This window comes from Occallatibacter riparius (genome assembly GCF_025264625.1).
GTDB lineage: Bacteria > Acidobacteriota > Terriglobia > Terriglobales > Acidobacteriaceae > Telmatobacter > Telmatobacter riparius.
The window spans coordinates 2,521,184-2,533,614 of sequence record NZ_CP093313.1; the positions used below are offsets into that span (position 1 = coordinate 2,521,184).

Sequence of the window (12,431 nt, forward strand, 5' to 3'; positions counted from 1 at the left end):
CAAAAGAGAGAATTGGAATGGAACTCAATAAGATTCGCAGCTTGAGCGACGACGAACTGGCGGCCCAGGAGAAGACCTCGGCCGAGCAGCTTTTCCGAATTCGCTTCCAGATGGCGATGGATCCGAGCTCGGGAGCGAAGAAGCTCCGTGAGCTGCGCAAGGACATCGCCCGCATCAAGACCGTAGCGCGGGAGCGCTCACTGGGCATTCGCGGCGCCAGCAAGGACGGCGCGACTGCAACGACCTCGGCGAAGGCCAAGAAGGGAGCACGCTAAATGGCGACTCAGGAAACACAGCAGACGCCGGCGGCAACTTCGCGGCGCAATGAGAAGGTCGGCAACGTGGTCTCGACCAAGATGCAGAAGACCATCGTGGTCGAAGTGGAAATGCGCAAGGCGCATCCGAAGTACAAGCGAATCATCAAGAGCTCCAAGAAGTTCTATGCCCACGATGAGCAGAACTCCGCTCGCGTTGGCGATGTGGTCCGCATCCGCGAGACCCGGCCCCTGAGCAAGCTGAAGCGCTGGACGCTGGAAGAGATCGTCCGCCGCTCCTCGCTCGGTCAGATTGAAGAAATCCAGACGCCGCAGGCTGCGAGCTAATCGAGCAAGGGAGAAGAGACCATGGCAGTACAAATGAGAACCATGCTCGCCGTCGCCGACAACTCCGGCGCGCGCAAGCTGCAGATGATCCTGCCGCTCGGCGGCGGCCTAGGCAAGAAGGCCTCGCTCGGCGACGTGATTACCGCCGCGGTGAAGGAAGCCTCGCCCGATGGCACCGTCAAGAAGGGCAAGGTTGTGAAGGCGGTTATCGTCCGCACCCGCAAGGAATATCGTCGTCGGGACGGAACCTACATCCGCTTCGATGAGAACGCGGCTGTTGTGATCGACGATGCGCACGAGCCGGTGGGCACCCGCGTATTCGGTCCCGTGGCCCGCGAACTGCGCGAAAAGAAGTTTTTGAAGATCGTTTCGCTGGCACCGGAAGTGGTCTAAAAGCAGCCGGTAGCCAGTAGCCGGTAGCTACGGGCTACAAGCTACAAGCTGTTTTGGAGAAATCATGCAGAGCTTGAACATTCATCGCAACGATACGGTCCAGGTCCTCACGGGCTCCGACCGCGGCAAGCAGGGCCGCGTGCTGCGCGTCTTCCCTGACAACGGCACGGTGCTCGTGGAGCACGTCCGCGTGGTCAAGAAGACCGTCTCCTCGAAGACCGGTAAGCGCACCAAGGGCGGCATCGCCGAGCAGGAATCGCCCATCAACGTGTCGAACGTTGCTTTGGTCTGCCCGAACTGTGGACCGACGCGCGTGGGCTACAAGAAGGACGGCGACACCAAGGTCCGCGTGTGCAAGAAGTGCGGACAGACTCTGGTCGCGAAGAAGTAGAAGAACAGCCGGTAGCCTGTAGCCCGCAGCTTGGAGCGCCAGTTACAGGGACCGACGCTGAAACAGCAAATACAGCGAATAGTCAGGATGCACGAGCTACAGGCTAATGGCTCCTGGCTACAGGCTGAATTGAACACCTACCGCAACGGTACACGGCATTAAGCCACTCCGAGACCGGTAGAAAGAGAGCAAAGACGAAATGGCAGCAAGGCTGAGAGAGAAGTATCACAAGGAGATCAAGCAGACTCTGCAGAAGGAACTCGGGCTCGAGAACCCGATGGCAGTGCCGAGGCTTGAGAAGATCGTGCTGAACATGGGCCTCGGCGAGGCTACGCAGAATAACAAGCTGCTCGATCCGCTGGTTGCGGATCTGGCCGCAATCGCCGGCCAGAAGCCTGTGACGACCAAGGCCAAGAAGTCCATCGCGGCCTTCAAGGTTCGCGAGGGCATGTCGATCGGCGCCATGGTTACACTGCGCCACGATCGCGCCTATGAGTTCCTGGATCGCCTGATCTCGACGGCTCTGCCGCGCGTTCGCGACTTCCGCGGCGTTTCGACGAAGAGCTTTGACGGGCGTGGCAATTACACGCTCGGTCTGCGCGACCAGCTGATCTTCCCGGAGATTGATTACTCCAAGGTTGAGAAGCTGAAGGGCATGAACATCACCATCGTGACCACGGCCCAGGACGACAACTCGGCGCGCGCGCTTCTGCGGGCCTTTGGCATGCCGTTCCGCCAGGGCGCGTAATGGCAGTTCATAGTTCACGGTTCACAGTTCGTAGTTGCGAGCCGCCAACTGAATCGCTGAGAACTACGAACTTAGGAACTACGAACTTTTGAGGATTTTATGGCAACCACTGCAAAAGCTGTGAAGGACGCGCGGAAGCCCAAGTTCAGCTCCCGCAAGCACAACCGCTGCAAGCTCTGCGGCCGCCCGCGCGGCTATCTGCGTAAGTTCGGCGTTTGCCGTCTGTGCTTCCGCGGCCTGGCGCTCAAGGGAGAGATCCCCGGCGTCGTGAAGTCGAGCTGGTAAAAGGCAGCTCGTAGCCAGGAGCCAGTAGCGAGAGCTGCAGGCTGCCGGCTGCGAGCTACAAGCTGTAGTAACCATTCCCGCGGGTTCTCTCAAAGTGCGAGAGCGAACGGGGAATGAAGGAGAAGGAATGAGTCTGACCGACCCCGTAGCAGATTTTCTGGCGCGCATCCGGAATGCGATCCGTGCCCGCCACCAGAAGCTGGACGTGCCGGCTTCGAAGCTGAAGACCGAGATTGCCCGCATTCTCAAGGAAGAGGGCTACATCTCGAACTACAAGACCCAGGAAGAGGAAGGCAAGCAGATCCTCCGCGTGTACCTGAAGTACGGCGGAACGGAATCGGCCATTCGCGACCTCGCCCGCATCTCCCGTCCCGGCTGCCGTGTCTACATCGGCCGCGATGAGATCAAGCGTGTACAGGGCGGACTGGGCATCTCGATCATGACTACCCCCAAAGGGGTTATGACCGGCCGTCAAGCGCGCCGTGAAGGCGTGGGCGGCGAAGTTCTTTGCGAAGTTTGGTAGGACTGGCCGTCCAGGCAACTGCCTTCGGCGGGCCTGAATGGATTCTTGTCGGAGCCAAGTAAGTTTTGTTCGACTGAGGGCGGCGCTCTCAGGGCTGCAGTGGAACGATGACTCAACTCGTCGGGACTCGCAAGCCAATAAGGATTTGAAGAATGTCGCGTATTGGAAAGAAGCCGATCCCGCTGGCGTCGGGCGTCAAGTACAAGGTTGAAGGCAACACCGTCACGGTGGAAGGGCCCAAGGGTAAGGTCACGGCGTTGATCGCTAATGGCATCACGCTCGAGACCAAGGACGGTCATCTGTTGGTGAACCGCCAGGATGACAAGTTCGCTGCCTTCCACGGCCTGACTCGCGCGCTGGTGTTCAACGCCGTGCAGGGCGTGACCGCAGGCTGGAAGAAGGAATTGGACATCGTCGGTATTGGATACCGCGCGGAGATGAAGGGCAAGAACACCGTGGTGTTCACGCTCGGCTACTCGCACCCGATTGAGTTCCCGTTGCCCACAGGCATTGAAGTGACGATCGACCCGAAGCAGACGCACCTGACGGTGAGCGGCATTGATCGCCAGAAGGTTGGCCAGGTTGCCGCCGATATGCGTTCGCTGCGCAAGCCTGATCCCTACAAGAACAAGGGCGTGCGCTACTCGGACGAGAAGCTGAAGAAGAAGGCCGGCAAGACGGGCGCGAAGTAACGGCTAGTAGCCGGTAGCCTGTAGCTCGAAACAGGAAAGCTACAAGCTGCTGGCTGCGAGCTACAAGCTGAATTACCCGAACGGATCCGCAAGGCGGTTCCGCTGATAGGAAAAGAGACTGAAATGATCACGCAGACCAAGAGAAACGAAATTCGCAAGCGCATTCACGCGCGCATCCGCCGCAAACTCGCCGGCACCGCCGAGCGTCCGCGCCTGAACGTGTACCGCTCGGTCAACCACATCTATGCGCAGGTGATCGACGATCACGCCGGCGTGACCATCGTTTCGGCTTCGTCGATCAAGGCGAAGACGGGCGGCAACGTTGCGGCTGCCAAGGAGATCGGCAAGACCATCGCCGAGCTCGCGAAGGAAAAGGGCGTGACCAAGGTCGTGTTCGACCGCGGCGGCTACCTGTATCACGGCCGCATCAAGGCGCTGGCCGACGCGGCGCGCGAAGCAGGCCTCGAGTTCTAAGTTCTGGCCAGAAGCCAGAAGCCTGTAGCTCGCAGCTTTGAAGGTGCTGGCTACAAGCTAAGGGCTATGAGCTATAAGCCAAGCACCTTCGGGTGCGGCTACTACGGCCGGGAGTTGCGGCCGGTTTCTATGAGAAGTTTCAGCAGAGGTTTCCAGGGTGACGCAGGGCGCGCCCGGAAGGAATAAAGAATGACGACGTTGAAGAAGAAGCTTGATGCCAACCAGTACAACCTGAAGGATCAGGTGGTGGCCATCAATCGCGTGACCAAGGTGGTCAAGGGCGGCAAGAACATGTCGTTCGCCGCACTGGTTGTGGTGGGCGACGCCGGTTCGGGCGTGGTGGGCTACGGTTCGGGCAAGGCCAAGGAAGTTCCCCAGGCGATCCGCAAGGGAATCGAGGCGGCCAAGAAGAACCTGGTCAAGATCAACCTGACGGACACCACGATTCCGCACCAGGTGCTGGGCCGCTTTGGCTCCGGCCACGTGCTGCTCAAGCCGGCTCCTGAAGGTACCGGTGTGATCGCGGGCGGCGCGGTGCGTGCGGTGATGACCTCGGCCGGCGTGCAGAATGTGCTCACCAAGAGCCTAGGCACCGCCAATCCCCACAACGTGATCAAGGCGACGTTCGATGCGCTCATCCAGCTGCGCGACAAGGCCGAAGTGGCCAACACGCGCGGCAAGACAGTTGAGGAGCTCTAATCATGGCCGAAAATAAGAAGATTCGCATTCAGTACTACCGTTCGGCCATTGCCACCCCGGTGAAACACAAGCTGGTGGTGAAGGGCCTCGGTTTCACCCGCCTGAACCAGATCGTCGAGCGTGAGGATACTCCCTCGGTGCGCGGCATGGTGAAGGCGATTCCGCACCTGGTGCGGATTGTTGAGAACTAGCTATTAGCCAACAGCCAGTAGCTCGTAGCTCTTGCTACTGGCTACCGGCTTCAAGCTAAGGGCTCACAACGCGAGTCGTGCTGGAACCCCTCCGGCCGGCGCTATTAGCGAGGAATATCATGGCAAAGAATCTATCGAACCTGCGCGCGCCCAAGAACGCCAATACGGCGCGCAAGCGTGTCGGCCGCGGTATGGGCTCCGGCATGGGCAAGACCTCGACCCGCGGCCACAAGGGCCAGGGTTCCCGTTCGGGCTCCAGCCTGATGCGCGGTTTTGAAGGCGGCCAGATGCCGCTGCACCGCCGTCTCCCGAAGCGCGGCTTCACCAACATCTTCCGCACCGAGTACACGGTTGTGAACCTGGACCGTATTGCTGAGCTCGAAGGCGTGAAGGAGATCGCGCTGGACGACTATCGCAAGCTCGGATTGGCCTCGCAGAAGAAGCCGCTGATCAAGATCCTCGGATCGGGCGAGCTGACGACTGCGGTCACCATCCACGCGCACAAGTTCTCTAAGTCGGCCCAGGAAAAGATCGAGAAGGCCGGCGGCAAGGTTGTGCTGCTGGGCGGAGCGCCTGCGGAAGCCAAGGCATAGAACACACTGCCCCACGTCCCCTAAATCGAGGGACTTGGGGCAGCAGCGTTCCACAAGCGCGACAGCAAACCTCATTCGCGCGTAAGATGGAAGCACACCCGTAAATTTCCGGCGCCCAGGCGCCTGAAGCTGGATACCTGAGCATGGTCGAGAAGTTCCTCAATATCTTCCGCATTCCGGATCTCCGCAAGCGAGTTCTGTTCACCCTTGGCATTCTGGCTGTGTACCGTCTCGGCGCGTGGCTTCCCACTCCCGGCGTGAACTTCACCCTGCTTGAACGGCTGTTCGATCAGCAGAGCGGTTCGGCTCTCGGCCTGATGAACCTGTTTGGCGGCGGCAACCTGCGCCGTATGACGATCTTCGCGCTGGGCATCATGCCGTACATCACGGCGTCGATCATCTTCCAGTTGCTGACGGTGGTCTATGAGCCGCTGGCCAGGATCCAGAAGGAAGGCGAGCTCGGCCGCCGGAAGATCACGCAGTGGACGCGCTACATGACGGTTGTTCTGGCAGCGCTGCAGTCGATCGGCATCGCGGCCATCCTCACTAAGCAGGGATTGGTTCTGCACCCGGGATTCGGCTTCATCCTACTGACGATTCTCACTCTCACCACCGGATCAGCCTTCATCATGTGGCTGGGCGAGCAGATTACGGATCGGGGCATCGGTAATGGCATGAGCTTGCTGATCTTCGCCGGCATCGTTGCCGGCCTGCCGCATGGCGTGGGCGAACTGGTCAATAAGATCCAGACGAATGCCTGGGGATCGTTCACGTTCCTCGGTATCATCCTGATGCTGGCTGCCATGATCCTGGTGGTTGCGTTCATCGTGTACGTCGAGCGCAGCGAACGCCGCATCCCCATCCAGAGCGCGCGCCGCATCGTCGGCCGCCGCATGATGGGCGGAGCCTCAAGCCACCTGCCGCTGAAGGTCAACTCGGGCGGCGTCATGCCCATCATCTTCGCCAGTTCAATTCTTTCGGCGCCGCTGTTGTTCTCGCAATCCGAGTGGGTGCAGAACAACCGGTTCTTCGAGCCGATCCTTCGGGCTTTGCAGCCGGGCTACCCCTGGTACGTCTTTTTGAACTTTGTAGGCATCATTTTCTTTGCGTACTTTTACGTGTCGATCGTGATGAAGCCCGATGACATCGCCGATAACTTCAGGAAGTCAGGTTCGTTCATCCCGGGCATTCGGCCCGGCAAGCGCACCTCGGACTTCATCAACGACATCCTCACCCGGATCACGCTGGTCGGCGCACTTTATTTGTTCCTGATCTATCTGATTCCGACCTACATGATTTCGGGTCTTCGTCTGGACCAGCTGTTCCTGGTGGGCCGTGTTTTCGAAAGCCTGCCCAATTGGGTGACTCATGGCTTCGGGGTCAACTTCTACTTTGGCGGCACGTCGCTGCTCATCGTAGTGGGTGTCGCCATGGACACCATCAACCAGATCGAGTCGCAGCTTATCATGCGTCACTATGAGGGCTTTTCCCCGCGTTCCGGTCGCATTCGGGGAAGGAAAACCTGGTAATGTCGTCATTGAGTTCTACGATTGAACATGGCTGGGAATTGAGTCGAAAGACCGTTCCCGGCCCGATTCTTTTGTTAGGCGCGCCTGGGGTTGGCAAGGGGACCCAGGCCAAGGAATTGGTGAAGATCTGGGATATTCCCCAGATCTCGACAGGGGATCTGCTCAGGGCCAACGTGGCCCAGGGCACGGAACTCGGCAAGATCGCCAAACAGACCATGGACTCGGGAAACCTGGTCCCGGATTCCCTGGTCAACGAGATGGTGGCGGTCCGACTGAAGCAGCCGGACACGGTTAACGGCTTCATTCTCGATGGTTTCCCGCGTACGCTGGGTCAGGCGGGATGGCTAGATGGGCGCCTTTCGGCACAGCCGGAGACACTGCCGGTGGTTGCTGTCAGCATCCAGGTCGACTATAATCAGTTATTGCGCCGGATTACCGGTCGCAGGAACTGTCCTGTCTGCCAGACCATCTACAACATCTACATGAAGCCGCCCGCGATGGTCGGCATCTGTGATGTAGAGGGTGCGGCTCTGGTCCAGCGAGCGGACGATACGGAAGAGGCTTTTACTGAGCGCATGCGCGTGTATGCTGCTCAAACCGCGCCCGTTATCGAGCACTACCGGGGACTGGGACGTTTCGCGGAAGTGGACGGAGACCGAGCCATCGATGTGGTGGCTGCCGGAATCATTGCCGCCGTTGAGCGGCTGCGCAAGGAGTAGCGCAGCTGAAACGGCGGGTTTGTGCGTGTGACGGCAGTTGTCAGTGGTCAGTTTTCAGTTGTCAGTCTCGGACTGGCAGCGGGGCTGACCGAGAATTGACGACTGAGAACTGAGAACTGTTTCGTGGCTGTTGTACTGAAGTCATCGCAAGAGATCGAGAAGATGCGCCGCGCGGGCCGTGTGGTCCGCGAGGTGCTCGAGCTCGTGCGCGGAATGGTTAAGCCTGGCGCTACGACTCTCGACCTGGAGAACGCTGCGGATAAGCGGATTGCGGAACTCGGCGCCAAGGCGGCATTCAAGGGCTACCATGGTTTTCCCGCGGTGCTGTGCACTTCGATCAACAGCGAGGTCGTCCACGGTATTCCTTCGGCGAAGCGGGTTCTGAAGGATGGCGACATCGTTTCGATCGACTGCGGGGCGATTATCGACGGCTATTACGGTGATGCGGCCATCACGGTTCCGGTGGGCGAAAAGATCGATCCGAAGACCGACCGGCTGCTGAAGGTGACGGAGCAATCGCTTCATGCGGGTATCGCGGCGGTGAAGCCAGGCGCCACGCTGGGCGATATCGGCGCGGCAGTACAGTCGGTGGTTGAAGCCGAAGGGTTTTCAGTAGTGCGTGATTTTGTGGGGCACGGCATTGGATCGAAGATGCACGAAGATCCGCAGGTGCCGAACTTTGGCGAGGCTGGTCGCGGCATGAAGCTGCGACCCGGCATGGTGATTGCCATCGAGCCCATGGTTAACGCCGGCAAGCCGGAAGTGCGCGTGCTGCGCGATGGCTGGACGGCAGTGACCGACGATGGAAGCATGAGTGCTCACTTTGAGCACACGGTGGCGGTGACCGACACCGGGTCAAGGATCCTGACCGACTGATTTCGGTCCAAAACCTTGGAGCGCGTGAGCGCCCAGAAGCGGGATATCGATTGTCGAAGGAAGATGCGATTGAGGTAATGGCAACGGTCATTGAGACGTTGCCCAATGCCATGTTCAAGGTCAAGCTCGAGAATAACCACGAGGTGTTGACCCATGTTTCCGGAAGAATGCGCAAGAACTTTATCCGCATCCTGCCTGGCGACAGGGTGGCGGTGGAACTGAGCCCCTACGATCTCAATCGCGGACGGATCGTTTACCGCTACAAATAGGTAGCCGGTAGCCTGCAGCCGGTAGCGAGTAGCGTCAAAGCTACGAGCTACAGGCTATGAGCTACAGGCTCGATACACCCCGCGTCGTCCTAAAGATGCGCGGAGAAGGGCAACAAAGCAGATGAAGGTCCGTGCATCAGTGAAGAAGATTTGCGTGAAGTGCAAGGTCATCAACCGCCGTGGGGTGGTTCGTGTGATCTGCGAGAACGCAAAGCACAAGCAGCGCCAGGGCTAATTAAGCCTGGTGTAGAAGGAAACTCCAGAAAGCAGGGAATAGGCAGTAGGGAATAGGGAGTAGAAGGCACGGCAATCAGTTTCTACTCCGTAAACACTCTTCCCAACTCCTGCAATTCAGGGGCTAGTTAGCTTGAGTCAAGGCTTGCGATGAACCCCGGAGGATTTCCGGATTAACCCGTGCGAACCGGTGCTAGGCCGGCGGCACATAACAAGAAGCAGCAAAGGAATCCAAATGGCACGTATTGCTGGCGTCGATCTGCCCCGCAACAAACAGGCACGGATCGCGCTTACGTACATCTACGGCATTGGTGACCCTCGCGCCAAGTCCATCCTCGAGAAGGCGAATGTTGACGCCTTCAAGAAGGTGCAGGACCTGAGCGAAGAAGAGGTCAACCACATCCGCCAGGTGATCGAGGACGAGGGTGATGTAGAGGGCGATCTCCGCAAGGACGTCCAGATGCACATCAAGCGCCTCATCGACATCCAGAGCTATCGCGGCAACCGGCACCGCCGTTCGCTGCCCGTGCGTGGACAGCGCACCCACACCAACGCCCGCACCCGTAAGGGACCGCGTAAGGGCACGGTGGCCAACAAGAAGAAAGCGACGGCGAAGACCTAATGGCGAAACCAGAGAAGGGCGCCGCCGGCAAGGCGGGCAAGAACAAGAAGTTCAAGAAGCGCGAACGAAAGAATGTGCCATACGGCATCTGCCACATTCAGGCCTCGTTCAACAACACAATCGTCACCATCACCGACCAGGTGGGCAACACCATCAGCTGGAAGAGCTCGGGTTCGCTCGGCTTCCGCGGTTCGCGCAAGGGAACTCCCTTCGCGGCGCAGCAGGCTGCTTCGAACGCTGCCGGCATGGCGCGCGATCACGGCCTTCGTGCCGTGGACGTTCGCGTTGCCGGTCCGGGGTCGGGCCGCGAGTCGGCTATCCGCGCGCTCGCAGCCGCGGGCATCGAAGTGAAGTCGATCCGCGACGTCACGCCGGTGCCGCACAACGGTTGCCGTCCTCCGAAGCGTCGGCGCGTGTAAGAACAGGGAATAGGGAACAGGGAGTAGGGAATAGAAAACGGAGTTTCGACTGGCCCGCAGCATTGGCTTTCTGCTCCCTATTCCCTACTGCCTACTCCCTCAAAACAATGGGCCGGGATGGAGTCTCATCCGAGAGATGTAAACCGGCCGTCATCCGAAGTCAGGAGAAGAAATGGCTCGTTATACCGGAGCAGTCTGCCGCCTTTGCCGTCGCGAAGGCACCAAGCTTTTTTTGAAGGGCACCAAGTGCCACTCCGATCGCTGCCCGATCGAGAAGCGCAACTTTCCCCCGGGACAGCACGGCAAGGACCGTAAGGCCAAGATCGTGGGCTACGGCCTGCAGCTGCATGAGAAGCAGAAGGCCAAGCGTATCTACTTCACGCTCGAAGGCCAGTTCCGCGCGTACTACGAGAAGGCCAACCGTGCACAGGGCGTCACTGGCGAACTGCTCATTCAGCAGCTCGAGCGCCGCCTGGACAACGTTGCCTATCGGCTCGGCTTTGCCATTTCGCGCCGCCAGGCTCGCCAGGTTGTGCGCCACGGCCACGTGCTTGTGAACGGCAAGAAGGTCAACATCCCGTCGTACCAGGTGAACGTGGGCGACGAGATCGCGATCCGTGAAGGCGCCAAGAAGCTTGTCGTGGTTGAGCAGGGCGTGCAGTACGCCGCGCAGAACCCCGTTCCGTCGTGGCTAGAACCGAACTTCGAGAACATGTCCGGCCGCGTTCTGCACTTGCCCAAGCGTCAGGATATTAACCTACCGATCAACGAACAGCTGATCGTCGAACTGTACAGCAAGTAAGGCAGCCTGCAGCTTGTAGCCAGTAGCCTGTAGCCAGAGTTCTGAGCTACCGGCTACAGGCCGCGAGCTACCGGCCCAATCCAACCAAGAAGGAGCACTTGCGCGGCCGCCGCAGAATGCTTCGCGACGTACTCGCCGCGCGGGAATTGAGAGATGAATATGCTTTGGAGAGGATTCCAAAAACCCAAGCGTCTGGCAGTTGATGCCGAGACACTGAGCGAAACCTACGGCAAGTTCAGCGCCCAGCCTTTCGAGCGCGGATTTGGCACCACGATCGGCAACGCACTGCGCCGTACGCTGCTGAGCAGCATCGAAGGCGCCGCCGTCACCGCGATCCGCATTGAAGGCGTGCTGCACGAGTTCCAGTCGATCCAGGGAGTGGTGGAAGACGCCACCGACATCATCCTGAACCTCAAGCAGGTTCCTTTCAAGCTCAATGGGGAAGGCCCCAAGGCGCTCTATCTGCGCGCTGACCAGCCCGGCGTCGTGACCTCCGGCATGATTGAAGCCGATGGCGACGTTGAGATCCTGGACAAGAACGTTTATCTCGCCACCGTTTCGGAAGGCGGCAAGCTCGAGATGGAAATGCGCCTGAAGCGCGGCCGCGGGTATGTTTCGGCCGACAAGAACTTCGATGGCGATCTCGGACTAGGCTTCATTCCCGTGGATTCGGTGCACTCGCCCGTGCGCCGCGTCAACTACGCGGTCGATGCTGCCCGTCTGGGACAGATCACCGACTACGACAAGCTCGGACTCGAAGTGTGGACCAACGGAGCTGTACTGCCCGCCGACGCTGTCGGCCTGGCCGCCAAGCTGCTGAAGGACCACATGAACATCTTCATCAACTTTGAAGAGGAGATGGATTCGGAAGCGCGTAGCGAAGCGGGTGGACCGATCATCCGCAACGACAATCTGAATCGCTCCGTGGAAGAGCTTGAACTCAGCGTCCGCAGCTACAACTGCCTGAAGAACGCCAACATTCAGACCATCGGCGAGCTGGTGCAGAAGACCGAAGCCGAGATGCTGAAGACCAAGAACTTCGGCCGCAAGAGCCTGAACGAGATCAAGGAAATTCTCGCGCAGATGGGCCTGAGCCTGGGCATGAAGATCGACGAGCAGGGCAACGCAGTCCCCGGACCGACGAGCATTCCTCCGGCCGCCGCGCTTGCCGCCAGCTACAACCGTTACGACGACGAAGACGAGCCGCTGGATTCGGTGGATCTTCAGTTGCCGACAGAGACCGAGAACTTCTGACAGTGATCAGTGGTCAGTTGTCAGTGATCAGTTCGCCGCGAGCAAGCCGGCGGCTGATCACTGGCAGACCCGGCCCGATTGGATCACTGATCACTGAATACTGATCACTGAGTCGA

Annotated in this window: 21 protein-coding genes; all 21 read left to right on the top strand. The window is 59.4% G+C overall.

Annotated features, from left to right (window positions below; genetic code table 11):
- The first annotated feature begins 17 nt into the window (after positions 1-17).
- Positions 18-275, top strand: coding sequence for a 50S ribosomal protein L29 (rpmC, locus tag MOP44_RS10115; RefSeq protein ID WP_260795917.1), 258 nt, complete (start codon positions 18-20; stop codon positions 273-275).
- Complete coding sequence (gene rpsQ / locus MOP44_RS10120; RefSeq protein WP_260795918.1) at positions 276-602, top strand: 30S ribosomal protein S17; 327 nt, start codon at positions 276-278, stop codon at positions 600-602. It abuts the gene before it with no gap.
- A gap of 21 nt (positions 603-623) precedes the next feature.
- Complete coding sequence (gene rplN / locus MOP44_RS10125) at positions 624-995, top strand: 50S ribosomal protein L14 (RefSeq protein WP_260795919.1); 372 nt, start codon at positions 624-626, stop codon at positions 993-995.
- A 64-nt stretch (positions 996-1,059) separates the two neighbouring features.
- A complete protein-coding gene (gene rplX, locus MOP44_RS10130) occupies positions 1,060-1,386 on the top strand; it encodes a 50S ribosomal protein L24 (RefSeq protein WP_260795920.1) in 327 nt (108 codons plus the stop codon).
- Positions 1,387-1,585: 199 nt separating this feature from the next.
- On the top strand, positions 1,586-2,134 hold the full coding sequence (gene rplE, locus MOP44_RS10135; protein WP_260795921.1) for a 50S ribosomal protein L5: 549 nt from the start codon (positions 1,586-1,588) through the stop codon (positions 2,132-2,134).
- Positions 2,135-2,233: 99 nt separating this feature from the next.
- Entirely contained in the window at positions 2,234-2,419 is a 186-nt protein-coding gene (locus tag MOP44_RS10140) for a type Z 30S ribosomal protein S14 (RefSeq protein WP_260795922.1), read from the top strand.
- A gap of 127 nt (positions 2,420-2,546) precedes the next feature.
- Complete coding sequence (rpsH, locus tag MOP44_RS10145) at positions 2,547-2,942, top strand: 30S ribosomal protein S8 (protein ID WP_260795923.1); 396 nt, start codon at positions 2,547-2,549, stop codon at positions 2,940-2,942.
- Positions 2,943-3,094: 152 nt separating this feature from the next.
- Positions 3,095-3,634, top strand: coding sequence for a 50S ribosomal protein L6 (gene rplF / locus MOP44_RS10150; protein ID WP_260795924.1), 540 nt, complete (start codon positions 3,095-3,097; stop codon positions 3,632-3,634).
- Positions 3,635-3,757: 123 nt separating this feature from the next.
- Positions 3,758-4,108 carry a 50S ribosomal protein L18 gene (gene rplR / locus MOP44_RS10155; protein ID WP_260795925.1) on the top strand — a complete coding sequence of 117 codons (351 nt, stop codon included), beginning with the start codon at positions 3,758-3,760 and terminating at the stop codon, positions 4,106-4,108.
- A 189-nt stretch (positions 4,109-4,297) separates the two neighbouring features.
- The gene (gene rpsE, locus MOP44_RS10160; RefSeq protein WP_260795926.1) at positions 4,298-4,807 is read left to right on the top strand and encodes a 30S ribosomal protein S5; all 510 of its coding nucleotides are present in this window, start codon (positions 4,298-4,300) and stop codon (positions 4,805-4,807) included.
- Between the two features lie 2 nt (positions 4,808-4,809).
- Entirely contained in the window at positions 4,810-4,998 is a 189-nt protein-coding gene (gene rpmD, locus MOP44_RS10165; protein WP_260795927.1) for a 50S ribosomal protein L30, read from the top strand.
- A gap of 119 nt (positions 4,999-5,117) precedes the next feature.
- Entirely contained in the window at positions 5,118-5,591 is a 474-nt protein-coding gene (rplO, locus tag MOP44_RS10170; RefSeq protein ID WP_260795928.1) for a 50S ribosomal protein L15, read from the top strand.
- 143 nt (positions 5,592-5,734) lie between these two features.
- Positions 5,735-7,120 (top strand): preprotein translocase subunit SecY, encoded by a 1,386-nt coding sequence (gene secY, locus MOP44_RS10175; RefSeq protein ID WP_260795929.1) that lies wholly within the window; start codon positions 5,735-5,737, stop codon positions 7,118-7,120.
- Positions 7,120-7,839, top strand: coding sequence for an adenylate kinase (locus MOP44_RS10180; RefSeq protein ID WP_260795930.1), 720 nt, complete (start codon positions 7,120-7,122; stop codon positions 7,837-7,839). Before secY ends, MOP44_RS10180 begins: the two co-directional genes overlap by 1 nt.
- 123 nt (positions 7,840-7,962) lie before the next feature.
- On the top strand, positions 7,963-8,715 hold the full coding sequence (gene map / locus MOP44_RS10185; RefSeq protein ID WP_260795931.1) for a type I methionyl aminopeptidase: 753 nt from the start codon (positions 7,963-7,965) through the stop codon (positions 8,713-8,715).
- Between the two features lie 50 nt (positions 8,716-8,765).
- Positions 8,766-8,984, top strand: a complete 219-nt coding sequence (gene infA, locus MOP44_RS10190; RefSeq protein WP_026445769.1) for a translation initiation factor IF-1 — start codon at positions 8,766-8,768, stop codon at positions 8,982-8,984.
- 121 nt (positions 8,985-9,105) lie between these two features.
- Positions 9,106-9,219 carry a 50S ribosomal protein L36 gene (gene rpmJ, locus MOP44_RS10195; protein WP_026445768.1) on the top strand — a complete coding sequence of 38 codons (114 nt, stop codon included), beginning with the start codon at positions 9,106-9,108 and terminating at the stop codon, positions 9,217-9,219.
- 234 nt (positions 9,220-9,453) lie between these two features.
- Complete coding sequence (gene rpsM / locus MOP44_RS10200) at positions 9,454-9,840, top strand: 30S ribosomal protein S13 (protein ID WP_260795932.1); 387 nt, start codon at positions 9,454-9,456, stop codon at positions 9,838-9,840.
- The gene (gene rpsK / locus MOP44_RS10205; protein WP_260795933.1) at positions 9,840-10,259 is read left to right on the top strand and encodes a 30S ribosomal protein S11; all 420 of its coding nucleotides are present in this window, start codon (positions 9,840-9,842) and stop codon (positions 10,257-10,259) included. The genes rpsM and rpsK overlap by 1 nt, the downstream gene beginning before the upstream one ends.
- A 172-nt stretch (positions 10,260-10,431) precedes the next feature.
- The gene (gene rpsD, locus MOP44_RS10210; protein WP_260795934.1) at positions 10,432-11,061 is read left to right on the top strand and encodes a 30S ribosomal protein S4; all 630 of its coding nucleotides are present in this window, start codon (positions 10,432-10,434) and stop codon (positions 11,059-11,061) included.
- A 159-nt stretch (positions 11,062-11,220) separates the two neighbouring features.
- Positions 11,221-12,315, top strand: coding sequence for a DNA-directed RNA polymerase subunit alpha (locus MOP44_RS10215; RefSeq protein ID WP_260795935.1), 1,095 nt, complete (start codon positions 11,221-11,223; stop codon positions 12,313-12,315).
- Positions 12,316-12,431: the final 116 nt, after the last annotated feature.

Bases quoted from the DNA above. Each gene is read 5' to 3' on its own strand.
- rplO (WP_260795928.1), top strand. From the start codon at position 5,118: ATGGCAAAGAATCTATCGAACCTGCGCGCGCCCAAGAACGCCAATACG.
- rpsE (WP_260795926.1), top strand. From the start codon at position 4,298: ATGACGACGTTGAAGAAGAAGCTTGATGCCAACCAGTACAACCTGAAG.
- rpmD (WP_260795927.1), top strand. From the start codon at position 4,810: ATGGCCGAAAATAAGAAGATTCGCATTCAGTACTACCGTTCGGCCATT.
- secY (WP_260795929.1), top strand. From the start codon at position 5,735: ATGGTCGAGAAGTTCCTCAATATCTTCCGCATTCCGGATCTCCGCAAG.
- rpsQ (WP_260795918.1), top strand. From the start codon at position 276: ATGGCGACTCAGGAAACACAGCAGACGCCGGCGGCAACTTCGCGGCGC.
- rplX (WP_260795920.1), top strand. From the start codon at position 1,060: ATGCAGAGCTTGAACATTCATCGCAACGATACGGTCCAGGTCCTCACG.
- rpsD (WP_260795934.1), top strand. From the start codon at position 10,432: ATGGCTCGTTATACCGGAGCAGTCTGCCGCCTTTGCCGTCGCGAAGGC.
- rpmJ (WP_026445768.1), top strand. From the start codon at position 9,106: ATGAAGGTCCGTGCATCAGTGAAGAAGATTTGCGTGAAGTGCAAGGTC.
- MOP44_RS10180 (WP_260795930.1), top strand. From the start codon at position 7,120: ATGTCGTCATTGAGTTCTACGATTGAACATGGCTGGGAATTGAGTCGA.
- rplE (WP_260795921.1), top strand. From the start codon at position 1,586: ATGGCAGCAAGGCTGAGAGAGAAGTATCACAAGGAGATCAAGCAGACT.
- rpsM (WP_260795932.1), top strand. From the start codon at position 9,454: ATGGCACGTATTGCTGGCGTCGATCTGCCCCGCAACAAACAGGCACGG.
- MOP44_RS10140 (WP_260795922.1), top strand. From the start codon at position 2,234: ATGGCAACCACTGCAAAAGCTGTGAAGGACGCGCGGAAGCCCAAGTTC.
- MOP44_RS10215 (WP_260795935.1), top strand. From the start codon at position 11,221: ATGCTTTGGAGAGGATTCCAAAAACCCAAGCGTCTGGCAGTTGATGCC.
- rpsH (WP_260795923.1), top strand. From the start codon at position 2,547: ATGAGTCTGACCGACCCCGTAGCAGATTTTCTGGCGCGCATCCGGAAT.
- rpsK (WP_260795933.1), top strand. From the start codon at position 9,840: ATGGCGAAACCAGAGAAGGGCGCCGCCGGCAAGGCGGGCAAGAACAAG.
- rplN (WP_260795919.1), top strand. From the start codon at position 624: ATGGCAGTACAAATGAGAACCATGCTCGCCGTCGCCGACAACTCCGGC.
- rplF (WP_260795924.1), top strand. From the start codon at position 3,095: ATGTCGCGTATTGGAAAGAAGCCGATCCCGCTGGCGTCGGGCGTCAAG.
- rpmC (WP_260795917.1), top strand. From the start codon at position 18: ATGGAACTCAATAAGATTCGCAGCTTGAGCGACGACGAACTGGCGGCC.
- rplR (WP_260795925.1), top strand. From the start codon at position 3,758: ATGATCACGCAGACCAAGAGAAACGAAATTCGCAAGCGCATTCACGCG.